Source organism: Foetidibacter luteolus (assembly GCF_009650435.1).
Taxonomy (GTDB): domain Bacteria; phylum Bacteroidota; class Bacteroidia; order Chitinophagales; family Chitinophagaceae; genus Foetidibacter; species Foetidibacter luteolus.
Genome location: NZ_VVIP01000005.1, coordinates 1 through 16,726, shown reverse-complemented (window position 1 = coordinate 16,726; position 16,726 = coordinate 1). Strand labels below are relative to the sequence as shown.

Sequence of the window (16,726 nt, the reverse complement as noted above, 5' to 3'; positions counted from 1 at the left end):
ACACTTACCATTTGTTTTACTCCATACAACATATTGCCGCCGCGGCCAATGCACAACTGGTAACGGGTAATGCCCCGGCTAATATTGAGCACCTGCTTACAGACAGCCGGCGCATTGTATTCCCGGCCTCATCGTTGTTTTTTGCCTTGCATTCGCCTGTAAGGGATGGGCATAACTTTATTGCCGAAGTATATGAACGTGGGGTGAGAAATTTTTGTGTGCACGAGGGCTTTGACCATTCCATTTATCCCGAAGCTAATTTTTTACTGGTTGCGGATACACTTGCCGCTTTGCAACAGGTGGCAGCCAGCCACCGCAGCCAGTTTAACTATCCCGTAATAGGCATAACGGGCAGCAACGGTAAAACAGTGGTAAAAGAATGGCTGTACCAGTTGCTGTCGCCAGATTTTACCATTGTTAGAAGCCCGCGGAGCTACAATTCCCAGATTGGTGTGCCGCTAAGCGTTTGGAATATGGATAGCAGCCATACGCTGGGTATCTTTGAAGCCGGCATTTCCCTGCCGGGCGAAATGGCCAAACTGGCTGGAATTATCCAGCCAACCATTGGTGTATTTACCAATATAGGCGATGCGCATGCTGAAGGCTTTGAAAGTATTGAACAAAAAGCCGGTGAAAAGGCAAAGCTTTTTGCAACGGCTTCGCAAGTGGTTTTTAACGGCGATGATAGTATTGTTGGCAAAGCTGTTGCTGAAAATGCCACATCCGCTAACAGTTTTACCTGGGGTAAAACCGGCAGCCCCGGGCTAAAAATATCCAGCATTAACAAAGCGGAATCTGCTACCACTATAACGGGCAGTATTGGGGCGCAAACAGCAACTATTTCAATACCTTTTACAGACGACGCTTCTGTAGAAAACGCTGTAACCTGCTGGTGTGTTTGCCTGCTGCTAAAGCTGCCGCAGCAAGCTATAACAGCACGTATGCAGTTGTTGCAACCGGTGGATATGCGATTGCAGTTGCTGCCGGCCATTAATAACTGTGCGGTAATAAACGATAGCTATAGCTTTGACCTTAACGCCTTTCATATAGCGCTGGACTTTCTGCTGCAGCAAAACAGGTTTACACAGCATACCGTTATATTGTCTGACTTGCCGGAGCATTACAGCATTGTGCATTACCGGCAAGTGCTGGCACTTTTGCAAAGTAAAAAAGTTAAACGCTTAATAACTGTTGGGCCCAGGTGGAAAGAATACAAAGGCGTTGATGCATTACAAACCGAGCACTTTGATACTACCAGCGATTTTATACACCGGTTTAATACTACCCATTTTCGCAATGAAGTAATTCTGCTTAAGGGCGCCAGGTTTTTTGAGTTTGAAAAACTGTTGCCTTTGTTTGACCGTAAAGTGCACCAGACCGTATTAGAAATAAACCTTACCGCTATTGCACATAACCTTAAACAATACAGGCAGCAACTTAAACCCGAAACAAAACTGATGGCCATGGTGAAGGCTTATGGTTATGGAAGCGGCAGTGCTGAAGTGGCCAACCTGCTGCAGTTTCAAAAAGTGGATTACCTGGCCGTAGCCTACGCCGATGAGGGTATTGAACTGCGCAAGGCAGGCATTAGCCTGCCTATTATGATACTGAATGTAGATGAAGCTGCCTTTGAAGCCTTGGTTGAATACAACCTGGAACCCGAGATTTTTTCTTTTGAAATACTGCAGCTTTTCCTGGCATTTGTACAGCAGCAGGGGCTGCGTATGTACCCTGTGCACATTAAGCTTGATACAGGTATGCACCGCCTTGGTTTTGAAGAAAAAGACATGGCTGCTTTAACGGCATTGCTTACCGCAAACAGCCAGTTGCTAAGCATAAAATCTGTATTAAGCCATCTTGCCGCCAGTGAAGATGCGGCACATGATGCCTTTACCGTGCAGCAGATAGCTATTTTCAAGCGTTGCTGTGCACAAATAGAGGCGGCTTGCGGGTACCCGTTTATTCAGCATATCGCTAATTCGGCTGCTATTTTCAGGCACACCAATGCACAGTTTAACATGGTACGCCTGGGTATTGGCCTGTATGGCGTGGATAGCTCTGGCGAGCACCAGCTTGAGTTGCAAACGGTGGCTACGCTAAAAACCACCATTGCACAGCTAAGACATGTAAAAGCAGGGGAAACCGTTGGTTATAACCGCCGTGGAAAGCTTAACAGAGATTCGGTTATTGCCACCATACGCATTGGCTATGCAGATGGCTTTAGCCGTAAACTGGGCAATGGCAACGGGCATGTTTATATTAACGGGCAACTGGCGCCGGTTACAGGCTCCGTGTGTATGGATATGACCATGGTGGATGTAACAGATATACCCGGAGCGGTAACCGGCGGCCAGGTAGAAATATTTGGGCCGCACCTGCCCATACAACAGGTAGCGCAATGGTGCGGCACCATCAGCTACGAAGTGCTTACCGGCGTTAACCAGCGGGTAAAGAGGATTTACGTGGAAGAATAACCAGGTTTTTTTTGGGGACGGGCGGTATTGCTACTATGAAACATCGTTGTGTCACTCACTTGTACGGCTGGTTCGCTACGCAGCTTTTCAGCCCTTATAGATAATCATGCTGCCTGGCTGCTGCCGGCTTCTTCTATTCCTGTTTTATCATTTTATTCCGCTCATCCGTTGTAATTTCGCCATTATTTCAGCTAAATGAACATAGTAAGATGAATTTGAACGAGCTGTACCAAAAAGCCTTAAACTTTGAATTCCTGTCTGTTGAAGAAGGGGTTTTTCTTTTTGAACAGGCGCCGCTTACCGAATTAATGTTTGTAGCGGATGAGCTTAGAAAAAAGCAGGTGCCACACGGCAAAGTTACCTGGCAGATAGACCGAAATGTAAATACCACCAACGTTTGTATAGCCAACTGTAAATTCTGTAATTTTTACCGGATACCCGGTCATGCGGATGCCTATATTACAGATATGGACACTTACCGCCGCAAGATTACCGAAACCATTAAATACGGCGGCGACCAGCTATTGCTGCAGGGTGGCCATCACCCGGGTTTGGGCCTCGATTTTTATACCAACACTTTCCGGCAGATAAAGCAGGAGTTTCCCAATATTAAGCTGCATGCTTTGGGCCCGCCCGAAGTAGCGCATATAAGCAAGCTGGAAAAAATGAGCCATCATGATACGCTGAAGGCTTTGCAGGAAGCAGGGCTGGATTCTTTACCAGGCGCCGGTGCTGAAATATTGATTGACCGTGTACGCCGCCTGATAAGCAAGGGCAAATGCGGCGCTGATGAATGGCTGGCCGTTATGCATGAGGCGCATAAGCTGAATATTACTACCAGCGCCACCATGATGTTTGGCCATGTGGAAACTTTGGAAGAAAGGTTTATACACCTTGCCCGCATAAGGGAAGTGCAGGCAAAAAAACCGGAAAACGCAAAAGGGTTCCTGGCTTTTATACCCTGGACGTTCCAGGATGTGGATACACTGTTAACCCGCATACGCGGTGTGCATAATCTTACTACGGCCGAAGAATACATAAGAATGATTGCACTAAGCCGTATTATGCTGCCCAACATAAAGAATATACAGGCAAGCTGGCTTACCGTAGGCCGGCAAACCGCCCAGCTATGCCTGAATGCCGGGGCAAACGATTTTGGCAGTATTATGATTGAGGAAAATGTGGTAAGCGCTGCAGGGGCGCCGCACCGCTTTACTTATAAAACCATACAGCAGGCAATCAGCGAAGCGGGGTTTGAACCTCAGTTGCGCAACCAGCAATATGAATGGCGGCAGATTCCGGAAACTATTGTGGAGCAGGTGGTGGATTATTAAGCCTGGCACACGATATTAAAGAAGCTGGTGAGGCGTGGCATTTGCCCGCCTTATCTTTTTTCTACGCGTATTGTAATATTTTGCAAACCACAATTACCAATAATTAAAACTATTACCCATGTTACTTACCACAACCAATGCCATAGAAGGGCAGCCCGTACAGCAGTACCTGGGCATTATAAGTTCTGAAACAATTATAGGCGCTAATATTTTTAAAGACCTTTTTGCCGGCCTGCGTGATATTGTAGGTGGCCGCAGCGGCACGTACGAAAGAGTTATTGAGGAAGCCAAACAAACCGCTATGGCCGAGTTGCAGCAGAAGGCCCAATCGCTGGGCGCTAACGCGGTTATAGGTATTGACCTTGATTTTGAAACCGTAGGCAGCGGCGGCAGTATGCTAATGGTGGTTGCCACAGGTACAGCCGTAAGGGTTTAACGTACGCCGTCATGCTAAAAACAATAAAAGAAAAAGCCCGCATTTGCGGGCCTTTTCTTTTACATTCAGCTTTACAGCTTATTATAATTTGGTGATAACTACATCGTCAACAGCCTTTACAGTTGTGTTTACTTCGTAAGACTGTTCCAGGCTTTTGTTAGAAGATTTGATAGTGAAGTTATAACGGATGTTATCTTCAGCTTTCAGCAATTTGAATTTTTTGTTGAATTCTTTGTCGTTGAAATCGCCGCTGTACAATACTGTACCATCTTCAGCTTTCACGATTACTGTGAATTTGTCGCTGTTAGGGTTTTCTACTTTCAGGTTAAAGAACAGGGCGTTATCTGCTGAACCTACAAACTGAATGTTGGCAGCGTTCTTTTCAGATAAGATTTCTATATTGTTTGCTTTTACAGTTGATGTTGTTAATACTGCTGCTATTAATGATGCTGCTACTAATATCCTTTTCATTTTTTCTAATTTTTAAATGTTTAATAATTACGGCCAATTCAATCGTACACAGGCTCCTTGCAATCCGAACACTTATCCGGGTCAAGCATTTAAATAATTAGCAAGCTTATTTTATATGAGACAAACAATCGGTGAGAGGTGGGTAGGTTTTAAGAGAATCACATCTGCAGATGTCAAAGCTTTGAATTGTTTTTTCTCTTTTTTCTTTGATAGGGCAAATATACAACAGATTGCGTAAACTGTACGCAATCTTTCATTTTTTTTGTTGTCTTAACAAATATGTAATAAACAAATAGTTGTTAGCAAAGCCTTATGGGTAGGGCGTTTCAGGTCTATGGTATTATACGGGCATAAAATATTCGAAAGCAAATCAACAGCGGTTATAGTTTGTTTTATTGATAGCTGTGGTAGTGTTTTTAATTGCTTACAATACATGCTGACGACTTTAAAAATAACAGGTTGCACTTTAGGGGGGAGGGATTGAAGCGGATACCCCGGTGAGGCCATCGCAGCAGGGCTTTTGTGCCGGAGTATGAGCACAACCGAGGAAAAGCAACTAAATGTTGCTTTGACGAAGGTTGCGAACGAAGTTCTGCCCGACCCCTTGCGATAGCTTGGGGGCACCCCCAAGTACGAGTTACGAAGTACGAAGTACCTAAATATGTAAGATGTAAGATGTGGGATGGTAACAAGTACGAAATTTGAAGTAAGAACCACTTTATTATGTAAGATGTGGGATGTACGATGTAAACAAAAGCAATGGAAGATTTGTAACCCGCCTACCCACTTCCCTCTCGCCACTTGCCATTTGCCACTTGCCCCAGGTGAAAAACACCTGTTTATAAGCATAGTTTAAGCTGATTTTATTTTATCTTTCATCTATAGTAGCACCGCATTGCTTTAGTTTTGTTCTAAATATTCATAACCGTTGAAAAATCCAATACTTATTTTCCTGGGTAAAACCTGTCTCCTCTTTTTTATTCTACCAGCATTTATAACGGCACAGGCGCAAACCGATACTAATACAGCAGACGGGCTTTTTCAGGCTGCCCGCAAGGCTGCGTTTGATGAAAAGAATTATATCTTGGCCAAACAATACTGTCACAAAGCTTTAGCTATAAGCCCGGGGTATGCAGATATACGGGTTTTTCTCGGCCGGTTGTACACATGGGACAAACAGTTAGACAGTGCACGCCAAAACTTTGATTACATTATTAACAGCCAGAAAGATTATGCAGATGTGTATGCAGCCTATACAGATCTTGAATACTGGAACAATAACAATACCGCGGCGCTTGCAAAAGTTAACGACGGCCTGCAACAATACCCTAATTCAACCGAGCTATTACTAAAAAAGGCAAAAGTGTTGGATGCCATGCGCAATTACAAAGAAGCAGGCGCCACAGTGGATAAAGTTTTGGCAGCCGACAAACAAAACACCGAGGCGCTTGCCATAGCTAACCGCATAAGGGATAACAGGTCTTTAAACAGGATTGGTATTAACTACGACTATGTTTACTTTACCAATTTTGAAGACCGCGACCCCTGGCACCTGGCCAGTATAGACTACTCAAGGCAAACCGCGTTGGGCTCTGTTACCGCAAGAATAAATTATGCCAACCGCTTTAGAGAAAATGGCGTGCAGTACGAAGTGGATGCATACCCCCGCATTTCAAAAATGTTTTACAGTTATGTAAGCGGCGGCTATTCAGATAATGTGGGTGTGTTTCCCAAATGGCGTGCAGGGTTTTCTTTGTATGCTAACCTGCCCAAAAGTTTTGAAGCGGAAGCGGGCTTGCGTTACCTGTACTTTTCATCATCTACCACTATCTACACGGTTTATATAGGCAAATACTATAAAAATTATCTCTTTGGTTTCAGAACTTATTTAACGCCGGGTAACAGCAACATATCGCAGTCTTATAATATTACCGGCAGGTATTATTATGGAGGTGCGGATGATTACATCGGCCTTACAGCAGGCACAGGCATATCGCCCGATGACCGTTTGCTAAACCAGCAGCTTAACAGCAAATACCAGCTAAAAACATACAGGGCGAGCCTGGAGTTAAGACATGCCATAAAGCTTAATATACTAACATTCAATTTTTCCATTAATAACCAGGAATACCGCAAAGATTACATTGGCAACCAAATACAGGCTGGTATTGGTTATATGCGCCGCTTTTAAAAAAGCAATATGAAAAAACCAAACACAGGCGTTATAATACTTATTGTTCTTGCGGCCATACCGCTTACTATGTGGCTAACCTGGCTGCTAACGCCAAAAAAGAAACTGGTAATAGCTATTGTTGATAAAACAGTGCTTAATAAAACCGGGCAGGAGCATGGCTCTCTAACATGGGTATTAAACCAGCAACGCTACACAAAAACAAAAACAGCGGCTTACAATATCAGCAACGATTACTATGGGTTTTTCCCGGGCGCTAATGAAAAGTTTAAGCTAAAAGGCCTGGAACGCTTTAGCGATACACAGCTTGACCAGTTAAGCCAGGATGCGGACATGGCATACATTACCGATGCTTATGGCATTTACAAAAACGAATGGTATTCCAAAGGCGATATCAACGATCGCTCAGGCATGCTGTATGGCGGCCTTAGCAGGCAGGATGCAGAGCTGCTGGCCAAAATGAAAGCCAGGCACAAGCTTGTTATTACAGAGTTTAATACCATCGGTTCCCCATCGGGCCATACTAACAGGGAAAAATTTGAGCAACTGTTTTCTCTGAGATGGACAGGTTGGGTAGGCCGTTATTTTGCAACACTGGACACCGCTATTGATAAAGAAATACCGCAATGGCTTATCAACAATTATAAACGTTCTCACAACGGCTCATGGCCTTTTACAAAAGCAGGCATAGCTCTCGTTTCAGAGAACGATGAAGTGACAGTACTGGAAGAAGGCACCCATCTTAATTATGCCCTGCCGGTTGTTACTACCGAAAAAAAATATGCAGATAAATACAACCTGCCCGAGTCAATCAACTACTCCTTTTGGTTCGATATCATGAACACAGATACAGCAGTTAATAATATAGTTTCCCGCTTTAACATCAAGGCCAACGCCAATGGGCTTAAAGAATTGAGCAGGTTTCATATACCTGCTGTATTTCCTGCCGTTCAAACCCACCAGGGCAGCGATTATAAATTCTGGTATTTCTCTGCCGACTTTGCCGACAACCCTGTAACGCTTACCAGCTCTTATTTTAAGGGCATTGAAAAGTTTAAATTCCTTTTTCTAAACCGCCTTGACAGAACAGACCGCAAAGGTTTTTTCTGGCGTTTCTACCGGCCTTTATTAACTACCATTTTAAAAGATTACTACAGCGAATTAAAAAGTAAAGAATAGTAAGGGCGCCCCCGCCAAAATACAGGGCGGGCCGGGCTATCCGTTACAACTCCGCCGCAAAGCCGCCGCACAAAACCTTCAGCGGGGTTTCCACTTCTATCCCTGGCGCGGTGGTGACGCAGCGCAGTCATACATGCAAAACATGCGGTGCTGCAAAGGCATATAACATCATTCAGCATTATCCGTTATTTTTATCATCGTCCTAACATAATTTGCGTTGATATTGCGATATGGAAAAAACTCAATCAATACCCACCAGGATTATACCAGCTAAAACAGATGTTTACCTTGAAGGGCCCAAGCCCCGCATGTTTGAATTAAAGTTTGTATGGCGGGTATTCTGGCAGTTTATTAAAGGCTTCAGAACCCTTCACTTTGCAGGTCCATGCATAACAGTATTCGGGTCGGCCCGGTTTAAACCCGGCCATGTTTATTATGAAGCAGCCGTTGAGTTTGGCAAACGCATAGCCGATATGGGCCTTACCACCATGACAGGCGGCGGGCCCGGCATTATGGAAGCCGCCAATAAAGGCGCTTTTGAAAACAATGGCACATCCGTTGGCGTAAATATTGTGCTGCCCCATGAGCAGCAGCCCAATCCTTACCTGCACAAATCATTGAATATAGATTTCTTCTTTGTACGCAAAGTGCTGCTGGTAAAATATTCTTACGCTTTCATTATTATGCCCGGCGGCTTTGGTACCATGGACGAGTTTTTTGAAACGCTTACATTGGTGCAAACAAAAGTGATCAATGATTTTCCCATTGTATTATACGGCACAGAATATTTTCAGCCCCTGGTAGATTATATGCTGTACATGGCCGAACAAAAAACAATTTCCGCGGAAGATATGAAGCTGGTGCTGCTAACAGACGATATTGATGAAGCTATTCATCACATAAGCAAATACATTACCGTAAACTATAAAGTACGCCCACGCAAAAGGCTTTGGTGGCTGTTTGAGAAAAAATAGATTCCTTATTAATCTCTTTGGTTATCTGCGTTTAATGGATTTTTATTCATCGGGGTGCAAACATTCACTTAAATTAGCGGCAGCTAATAAGTTGTATGCGCATATCCCCCAAGAAATTTGTACTCAAAACGCTTAAAATAACAGGTATTGTTATCGGCAGCATCCTGCTGCTCATGTTTTTGTTACCTATTGTTTTTCCGGGCTTCGTTTCAAAACAAATAAAAAGCTGGACAAACAGCGCACTAACCAGCGAGTTGAATTTCTCGAAATCCAGGCTATCCTTTTTTAATCATTTTCCTTCGCTTACTTTAACGCTTTACGATGTTACCTTAAAAGGGTCTGCACCTTATCAGCAGCAGAATCTTATCTCTGCCAGCGAACTGGCGCTGGGCGTTAACATACCCAGTATATTTTCCGACAGGATTAAAATAGATGAGATATACCTTACCAAAAGTGATATTAACATCCGGGTTGATTCTTTAGGCAGGGCCAATTACAATGTGTACAAATCAGACACAGTACAGGCTAACCCTGCAGACAGCAGCAGTGCCTCGCTGAAAATAGAAAAGATACAGATTGATGACAGTAACCTGCTGTATGATGACCTTTCCATACCAATTGTTATTACTGCAAAAGAATTAAACTATGTTGGAAAAGGCGATTTAAGCAAAGCTATTTTTGATCTCTATTCAAAGATAGAAGTTGACTCTCTTAACCTTGATTATGACGGTACACACTATATTGGCGCCAAGCAGTTGGAAGGCAACCTGATTACCAAGATAAACACCAACTCCCTTGAACTTTTCTTCGAAAAGAATGACCTGCAGATAAACAAACTGCCTGTTGATTTTAAAGGAAAGTTTGAGTTCCTGGATAACGGCTACAATATGGATTTCAGGATCCTGTCAAAAAAAACAAACCTGCGGGATGCATTTACAGCTTTGCCGCCGGAGTATCTGCACTGGCTGGATAGTACAGAAATAAACGGCTATTCTGAAATGGATGCTTACTTAACCGGCAAATACATAGCAGAGCAGAATATTATGCCTACGCTGGGTTTTAATATGAAAGTACGCGATGGCTTTATAGCACACAACAAAGCCCCGTTCCCCATTAAGAACCTGTTCCTGAATTTTGATACCAAGCTGCCTTCGCTCAATACAGACAGCCTGTATGTAAACATTGATTCTATCTTTTTCAACATAGAAAAAGATTATTTCAGTACGGTGCTGTTGCTTAAAGGCATGAAGGAACCTTACATCAAAACCAAACTCAACTCAAGTATTGATCTTGAGAAATGGCACCGGGCCATGGGTATTTCTGCTTTTGATTTAAAAGGCCGGGCCGACATACACCTTACTGCCGATGGTAATTATGCTACCAAAGTTGTGCAACGTGGTTTAAGAAGAACAGATACTGTTACCAGCAGCATACCCTCGTTTAGCTTGCAATCCGTTATCAGTAACGGTTATTTTAAACTGTCGGCGTTACCGCAGCCTGTTACCAACATAAGTTTTAATGTAAATGCTTCCTGCCCTGATAGCAATTATCAACACGCATCGCTTGCACTGGAAAACTTAAATATGCAGGCTATGAGCAATTTTATTAAGGGTTACTTTAAAGTTAGCGGCGCCAAAGATTTTCCAATTGATGCAAGCCTCACATCAACTATCCGCCTGGCGGATATACAAAAAATATATCCCATGGATAGCCTGCAACTGGCAGGCAACCTGGAGGTGGATATTAAAACCAGTGGCAAACTAAATCCAGCCAATAAACTTTTTCCGGTTACCAAAGCCCTCTTTCTGCTGAAAGATGGCAGCATACAAACCAAATACTATCCCAGGCCCATTAATAAAATACAGGTTGATGTTTCCGTTACCAGCACCAAAGGCTCTCTGCAAGACCTGGCGGTAAAACTTAAACCCATTTCTTTTGAATTTGAGGAGCAGCCCTTTTTGCTTAAGGCAGACCTTAACAATTTTAACGACCTGCGTTACAGCATAGCTTCAAAAGGCGTTATTGACATTGGCAAAATCTACAGGGCTTTCGCGGTAAAAGGCTACAATCTTAACGGCTTTATCAAAACCAATCTTTCATTGCAGGGCACTCAAAGCGATGCAACGGCCGGGCGGTATGGCAGGTTAAACAACAGGGGCACGTTAACCGTTAAAGACATTGCGCTAACATCAGATTCCTTCCCGCTGCCTTTTCTCATCAATAATGGCGTGTTCCGTTTCGACCGTGATAAAATGTGGTTCGATGCATTCAGTGCCAGCTATGGGCAAAGTAATCTTACTTTAAAGGGGTATCTCAGTAATGTTATTAACTATGCAATAGCGCCAAATGAACCGTTGAAAGGCAGTTTTGATTTCAACTCAAAATATGTGCTGGCCGATGAACTGATGGCCTTTGCAGGCAGCGATACAGCCTCCACTGCTTCTGCTGTGGCAAATACTGAAACGGGTGTTGTTATTGTGCCCGCCAATCTCTCCCTTATACTAAACGCCAGTGCAAACAAAGTTTCTTACAATGGCCTTGATATTAAAGATTTCAAAGGTTCTTTGATAATAGACAGCGGCAAGCTTAAAATGAATAAAACAGGTTTTACCATTATTGATGCACCTGTAAGCATGGAAGCAACTTATGGCAGCTTATCTCCTAAAAAAGCTTTTTTCGATTACCATATCAGTGCGCAGGAATTTGATATTAAAAAAGCTTTCAACGAAATAAAAATATTTCGAGACCTGGCAACTTCCGCCGGTAAAACAGAAGGCATCGTTTCTTTGGATTACAGCCTTAGCGGCAAACTTGACCAAAATATGAACCCCATATATCCATCGCTAAAAGGTGGCGGCGTGCTGTCTCTAAAAAAGGTAAAAGTGAAAGGCCTTAAGCTTTTCGCTGCTGTAAGTAAAGAAACCGGGCGTGACAGTGTTAATAACCCAAGCCTCTCCAAAGTAAATATTAAATCAACCATCGCTAATAACATCATCACCATAGAACGTACCAAAATGCGGGTATTCGGTTTCAGGCCCCGGTTTGAAGGCCAGGTAAGCTTTGATGGCCGCCTTAATCTTTCCGCACGTTTGGGCTTGCCGCCTTTTGGCATATTCGGCATTCCTTTTACAGTAACCGGCACGCAGGAAAATCCTAAAGTAAAGCTGCGCCGCAGCCGCAACAGCGATAAGCTGGAGGAAACACAGGAAGAGCCAGACGAAGAAGATAAAGCCGGTACAGAAAAATAATTGCAGTAATAATTTTTTAAGATTGATTGTGAAGAATGATCGCATTAGCAACCTGTGTTCCTACGGAACACTTGGTGGGTAGAGCATTGCAAGGAGCTACCCGCGTTCCAGAGGAACGCTTTGCGCCCAGTATCTGTAGAACACAAAATGTTCCTCCGGAACATAATTTAACGTAGATGACTTTTCTACCCGCAATATGTCCTTCCGGGACATAATAAGCTGTTGGACTTATTCTTCCTAATCCTATAAATTTTTATTGGCCCGGCAACAGAAAAGGCATTTAGCTTTCGTTGCGTCGCACTCTTGTACTGAGGTAACTCTATTCACCAATTGCCTCAATGGCCTGCCCTGAGCAATGCGAAGGGTTCTGTTCTTTGGGCGACATTTACGCGAAGGCAGCTCCAGCACAATACTTCGTTTAGTGAATTTTAATCCCACTTTGCAATAAAAGCTATTACTTTTATTACTTATACAAAACCCTCAATAATGGAAACCAATAACCCCGCACAACCCGAAAACGTAGCCCCGCAACCGCAAGAAGACAACCACCTGGAAGAAGTACTCTCCATGGAAGGTTACGATAAACCTGTTCGCAATGCAAGGATTATATTGTATGTAATTGCCGGACTTAACTTAACACAATTGTTTGTGTTAAAAAATTATACTTCCCTTGATAATGTCCTCACGATTATTGTTGTGTTGCTTTTCTCAGGGATATTTGTTGCCCTCGCATTTTGGACAAAGCGTAAATCATATAACGCAATTATGACTGCTTTGATAGTATATACTACTATTATTTTGATAGGAGCCATTAATGACCCTGCAAGTATTTTTCAGGGATTGATACTTAAGATTGTTGTGTATGTATTACTCATAGTAGCTCTGAAAAACGCTAAAGAAGTTCAACGTTGGAAAGATTCCTTAAAAGAATAAAATAAACAAACGGCCTTAATACCCGCTTAAATGCCGCCATAAAAACCGAACGATGAAGTGATTGCGACGCAACAGGCGATGCCATGAAATACTGTCGCTGGTATCATAAAAAGGCAAGTTGGGAGTGGAAAATGTCCAGTGGGGGGCTACCATCGTACATCTCACATCGTACATCCCAAATTCCCTCTATCCTTTCTTCTTTACCGCCTGGTAATACCTGCAAATCTCCGTTAAGCCACACTCAGCACATTTTGGGTTGCGGGCAAGGCATACATAACGGCCATGCAGTATCAGCCAGTGATGCGCTTTGTGTATAAGCTCACGGGGTATAAAGCGTACCAGTTGCTTTTCTGCCGCCAAAACCGTAGTGGCTTTTTCCGTCAATCCCAGCCGTGCAGATACCCGGAATACATGGGTATCTACTGCCATGTTAGGCTGTGCATCTATTACAGATGTAATTACGTTGGCCGTTTTACGCCCTACGCCGGGCAGCTTTACCAACTGCTCCACTGTCATGGGTACTTTGCCTTCAAAATCCGTTACCAGCATGTTGGCCATGCCGATGAGGTGCTTTGTTTTGTTGTTGGGGTAAGAAATGCTTTTTATCAGCGGGAACAACTCATCAAAACTTGCCGAGGAAAGCGCTTCGGCAGTTGGATATTTTTCGAAAATAGCCGGTGTTGTCATGTTCACCCGCTTATCTGTACACTGGGCGGAAAGAATTACCGCCACCAGCAACTGGTAAGGGCTATCGTAAATAAGTTCTGTTTCTGCTTCGGGAATATGTTGCTGAAAATAATCCAGCACAAACTTGTAACGCTCTTTACGGGTCATACAATACAATAAGGCGCTAAATTAACTGATAGCCGTTAATAAAAAGCCCCGGCAAACTGCCAGGGCATGTTCAAAGTAACCAACCAACTTTTTATTATATTTTTCTCGAGCCGGTAAGCTGTATGTCTGCATATTGCCAGGCTTTGTCAAACCGTTTTTTAACGGTGGCCGCCTCCTGGCTTTTTTGCTGCCCGGTAAGGCTGTTGTATAGCCCCATTAAGGCCCAGCCATTTTCTTTAAAGGTATCCAGGTCTTCCTCGTAAACTTTTTCGGCAGCGGCATACTGCTTTGCCTGCAGCAGCCAGTAACCCAATATGTGCCGTGTGGAAAAAAACCAGTCCGGAGGTTCGTTGTAGTTTAGTATGTCTTCTATGGCTACGGCTTTTCGCAAAGCTTCTTCGGCTTCGGCAAATTTGCCCTGGTGGCCCAGTATCTCACCTTCCAGCGTATGCAGCGCTATGTTAACCAGGTTGGCAGCGCTGTTCATATCCCATATCATCATTGTTTTTAGTGCCTCGTTTCCCGCCATCGCTTTTACTGCGGCAAGTTCTTTTTCAGCAGCAGTAAAATCTTTCTTTGCCGCATAGGCCATGCCACGGGCATAATGCCAAATGGCGGCAGGATAATCCAGGCCTTTTTCAGGCGCCCCGGCCTGCAGTATTTTATCCCATTCGCCAAGGTGCACCATTACATAAAACGGAATAATGTAAAAATGCTGCACCGTAACATTTTCGGCCAAGTACTTTTTGTCACTCTTTCGGGAAACCATCCACGCCGCATCCAGCGCTTTTTTGCTGTTTCCTTCAAAAAAGGCCGCCGCAGCCAAAAAGTGAATGTTGTGCGGGTAATACAGCATAGGGTAGGTGCCCTGCACTTTACACTGCGCCACATAAGTGCTGTCGGCCAGTGTAGCCTGTTCATTTACCAATACCGCCTTGTGATAATCGCCGGTGCGTATGTAAATGTGCGAAGGCATGTGCACCAGGTGGCCGGCAGCAGGCATGGCGTTGGCCAGGTAGTCTGCGTAGGGCAAAGCTTTATATGCTTGCCTTGACATTTCAATGGCATGTATGTAATAATGTACCGCGCCGGGGTGTTTGGGAAACCTGGCCAGCGTTTTTTCGAGCAGGTTCATTACCGGCGCTGTCCAGGGCTGGGCACTGCCATCCTTTAGCCAAAAATTCCAGGGGTGCAGGCCCATCAGCGCCTCCGCATATAAGGTTGCAATGTCCGCATCGTCGGGGTATTGCTTGTAAACATTAGCCATTGCCGATGCATAGGCTTCATAGAACGGCGTTATGTCTTTCACCTCCGTTTTAGGAAAGCGCTGGCTGATGGCGTTTATCAAAGCCTGTTCCCTGGCCGTTACATGTTCCGAAAATTTTACTGCCAGCCCAATAGCCTGGTTAATATCATTTAAACTCGTAGGGTTTAAAGCAGCATTGTAGTTAGGCCCCCATACCATGGCCAGGCCCCAATAAGCCATAGCACAGGCAGAGTCCAGGCTGATGGCCATTTTAAACGAGCGGGCCGCCTCCCCATGGTTAAAGCCATAAGTTAAAGCAAGGCCCTGGCTAAAGTATTGCTGCGCCAGGGGCGAACGGGTGGTTATTGTATAATTAAAGTTGCCCAGGCCCTGTAACAGCGGGGCCTTGCCACCTGTTTGCATGGGGTCAAAAGCAGGTGTGCAATACATAATATCCCTGCCAGCGTATATGTTACCGGTGCCGGCATCCTGCGCTACGGGATAAATTTTGTTAAAGGCTACCAGCAGGCAAAGCATTAGGAATAGCCCAATCAATTTCATGTGAATTTATTTAGCGTGTTTACCGGAGCTTGTGTATGTCTCCGCAAAATTAAAGTCTGGAACGGGAATGTCTTTAAACGGCTTGAACAGGTTTTCTGTAAGCTTCAGGCTGTAATAGCGAACGATTAATGAGAACATAGGTTGCTTGTTTTAAAATTAAAAGATGCACTTATTAGCAGAAAAGCAGAAAGTAACCTACAATACGTAACAAACAGGCTGTTCGTTGGTAATTTACTTAATGTGCCACAAATTTCTTTTAAGAAATAATGTAAGGCATTCACCAAAAGCGGGTAGAAGCAGCATTGAATAACAAAAAACAGGTTTAGGGGGTGCCCCCAAGCTGCGCAAGGGGTCGGGCTTTTCGCTCATACTCCGGCACAAGGCCTCTGCTGTAATGGCCTCACCGGGGTATCCGCTGCAATCCCTCACCCGAAGGACGGTTGCCGGTTACAAATTGCAGGTTACCGGTCTCTTGATGTATGAGTGGTTGAAGTTGTTTGGGGGTGGTGATGTGCAAGTTCTCCACAGCGGCGGAACCGCAAACATTGAACAACCAAAGCCCCATCGGGGCGGCATGTTAGTAGATAAAAAAAGAGACGATTTGCAAGAGCGCCGTAGGTGCGATAAGTTAAGCAGGATGATATATAACGGCAAGATGAACGGGCCCTGATGCAAAAGGCTGCTTAACAGCCCCTACGAGGCTTTACAAAATTGGCCGCGATTACCTTTTTGCTACTAACATTCCGCTCCTACGGAGCTTTGCGATGGGTTGTGGGGGAGATCCGAAAGGCGGTTACCGGTTACAAGTTGCAGGTTACCGGTCTGTTGAAGTATAAGTGGTTGAA

Annotated in this window: 12 protein-coding genes; 8 read left to right on the top strand and 4 right to left on the bottom strand. The window is 44.3% G+C overall.

Going from position 1 to position 16,726, the window contains the following annotated elements; translation table 11 throughout:
- Window positions 1-11: 11 nt before the first annotated feature.
- The 3 genes from F0364_RS01595 to F0364_RS01585 all read left to right on the top strand — a co-directional run bounded on the left by F0364_RS01595 (window position 12) and on the right by F0364_RS01585 (window position 4,244).
- Complete coding sequence (locus F0364_RS01595) at window positions 12-2,474, top strand: bifunctional UDP-N-acetylmuramoyl-tripeptide:D-alanyl-D-alanine ligase/alanine racemase (protein ID WP_207632465.1); 2,463 nt, start codon at window positions 12-14, stop codon at window positions 2,472-2,474.
- Window positions 2,475-2,683: 209 nt separating this feature from the next.
- On the top strand, window positions 2,684-3,808 hold the full coding sequence (gene mqnC / locus F0364_RS01590; protein WP_153795998.1) for a cyclic dehypoxanthinyl futalosine synthase: 1,125 nt from the start codon (window positions 2,684-2,686) through the stop codon (window positions 3,806-3,808).
- Window positions 3,809-3,926: 118 nt separating this feature from the next.
- The gene (locus tag F0364_RS01585; RefSeq protein WP_153795997.1) at window positions 3,927-4,244 is read left to right on the top strand and encodes a heavy metal-binding domain-containing protein; all 318 of its coding nucleotides are present in this window, start codon (window positions 3,927-3,929) and stop codon (window positions 4,242-4,244) included.
- Window positions 4,245-4,325: 81 nt separating this feature from the next.
- Here F0364_RS01585 and F0364_RS01580 read toward each other — a convergent pair whose 3' ends face one another.
- Window positions 4,326-4,715, bottom strand: a complete 390-nt coding sequence (locus F0364_RS01580; protein WP_153795996.1) for a hypothetical protein — start codon at window positions 4,713-4,715, stop codon at window positions 4,326-4,328.
- 928 nt (window positions 4,716-5,643) lie between these two features.
- Between F0364_RS01580 and F0364_RS01575 the strand changes: the two genes are divergently transcribed.
- From F0364_RS01575 to F0364_RS01555, 5 genes are all read left to right on the top strand, one after another.
- Window positions 5,644-6,906 (top strand): YaiO family outer membrane beta-barrel protein, encoded by a 1,263-nt coding sequence (locus F0364_RS01575; protein ID WP_207632464.1) that lies wholly within the window; start codon window positions 5,644-5,646, stop codon window positions 6,904-6,906.
- Between the two features lie 9 nt (window positions 6,907-6,915).
- Window positions 6,916-8,085: a hypothetical protein gene (locus F0364_RS01570; protein WP_153795995.1), complete on the top strand. Its 1,170-nt coding sequence runs from the start codon at window positions 6,916-6,918 to the stop codon at window positions 8,083-8,085.
- Between the two features lie 230 nt (window positions 8,086-8,315).
- Complete coding sequence (locus tag F0364_RS01565) at window positions 8,316-9,059, top strand: LOG family protein (RefSeq protein WP_153795994.1); 744 nt, start codon at window positions 8,316-8,318, stop codon at window positions 9,057-9,059.
- Window positions 9,060-9,154: 95 nt separating this feature from the next.
- Window positions 9,155-12,307: an AsmA family protein gene (locus tag F0364_RS01560; protein ID WP_153795993.1), complete on the top strand. Its 3,153-nt coding sequence runs from the start codon at window positions 9,155-9,157 to the stop codon at window positions 12,305-12,307.
- A gap of 486 nt (window positions 12,308-12,793) precedes the next feature.
- Window positions 12,794-13,240, top strand: coding sequence for a hypothetical protein (locus F0364_RS01555; protein WP_153795992.1), 447 nt, complete (start codon window positions 12,794-12,796; stop codon window positions 13,238-13,240).
- Between the two features lie 186 nt (window positions 13,241-13,426).
- Here F0364_RS01555 and nth read toward each other — a convergent pair whose 3' ends face one another.
- The 3 genes from nth to F0364_RS29280 all read right to left on the bottom strand — a co-directional run bounded on the left by nth (window position 13,427) and on the right by F0364_RS29280 (window position 16,019).
- Complete coding sequence (nth, locus tag F0364_RS01550) at window positions 13,427-14,074, bottom strand: endonuclease III (protein ID WP_153795991.1); 648 nt, start codon at window positions 14,072-14,074, stop codon at window positions 13,427-13,429.
- 94 nt (window positions 14,075-14,168) lie between these two features.
- A complete protein-coding gene (locus F0364_RS01545; RefSeq protein WP_153795990.1) occupies window positions 14,169-15,881 on the bottom strand; it encodes a tetratricopeptide repeat protein in 1,713 nt (570 codons plus the stop codon).
- 6 nt (window positions 15,882-15,887) lie between these two features.
- The gene (locus F0364_RS29280) at window positions 15,888-16,019 is read right to left on the bottom strand and encodes a hypothetical protein (protein ID WP_262885361.1); all 132 of its coding nucleotides are present in this window, start codon (window positions 16,017-16,019) and stop codon (window positions 15,888-15,890) included.
- Between the last annotated feature and the right edge of the window lie 707 nt (window positions 16,020-16,726).

What these genes read in the sequence shown, in the direction of transcription:
- mqnC (WP_153795998.1), top strand. Translation starts at nt 2,684, where the DNA reads ATGAATTTGAACGAGCTGTACCAAAAAGCCTTAAACTTTGAATTCCTG.
- F0364_RS01560 (WP_153795993.1), top strand. Translation starts at nt 9,155, where the DNA reads ATGCGCATATCCCCCAAGAAATTTGTACTCAAAACGCTTAAAATAACA.
- nth (WP_153795991.1), bottom strand. Translation starts at nt 14,074, where the DNA reads ATGACCCGTAAAGAGCGTTACAAGTTTGTGCTGGATTATTTTCAGCAA.
- F0364_RS01555 (WP_153795992.1), top strand. Translation starts at nt 12,794, where the DNA reads ATGGAAACCAATAACCCCGCACAACCCGAAAACGTAGCCCCGCAACCG.
- F0364_RS29280 (WP_262885361.1), bottom strand. Translation starts at nt 16,019, where the DNA reads ATGTTCTCATTAATCGTTCGCTATTACAGCCTGAAGCTTACAGAAAAC.
- F0364_RS01545 (WP_153795990.1), bottom strand. Translation starts at nt 15,881, where the DNA reads ATGAAATTGATTGGGCTATTCCTAATGCTTTGCCTGCTGGTAGCCTTT.
- F0364_RS01565 (WP_153795994.1), top strand. Translation starts at nt 8,316, where the DNA reads ATGGAAAAAACTCAATCAATACCCACCAGGATTATACCAGCTAAAACA.
- F0364_RS01580 (WP_153795996.1), bottom strand. Translation starts at nt 4,715, where the DNA reads ATGAAAAGGATATTAGTAGCAGCATCATTAATAGCAGCAGTATTAACA.
- F0364_RS01585 (WP_153795997.1), top strand. Translation starts at nt 3,927, where the DNA reads ATGTTACTTACCACAACCAATGCCATAGAAGGGCAGCCCGTACAGCAG.
- F0364_RS01570 (WP_153795995.1), top strand. Translation starts at nt 6,916, where the DNA reads ATGAAAAAACCAAACACAGGCGTTATAATACTTATTGTTCTTGCGGCC.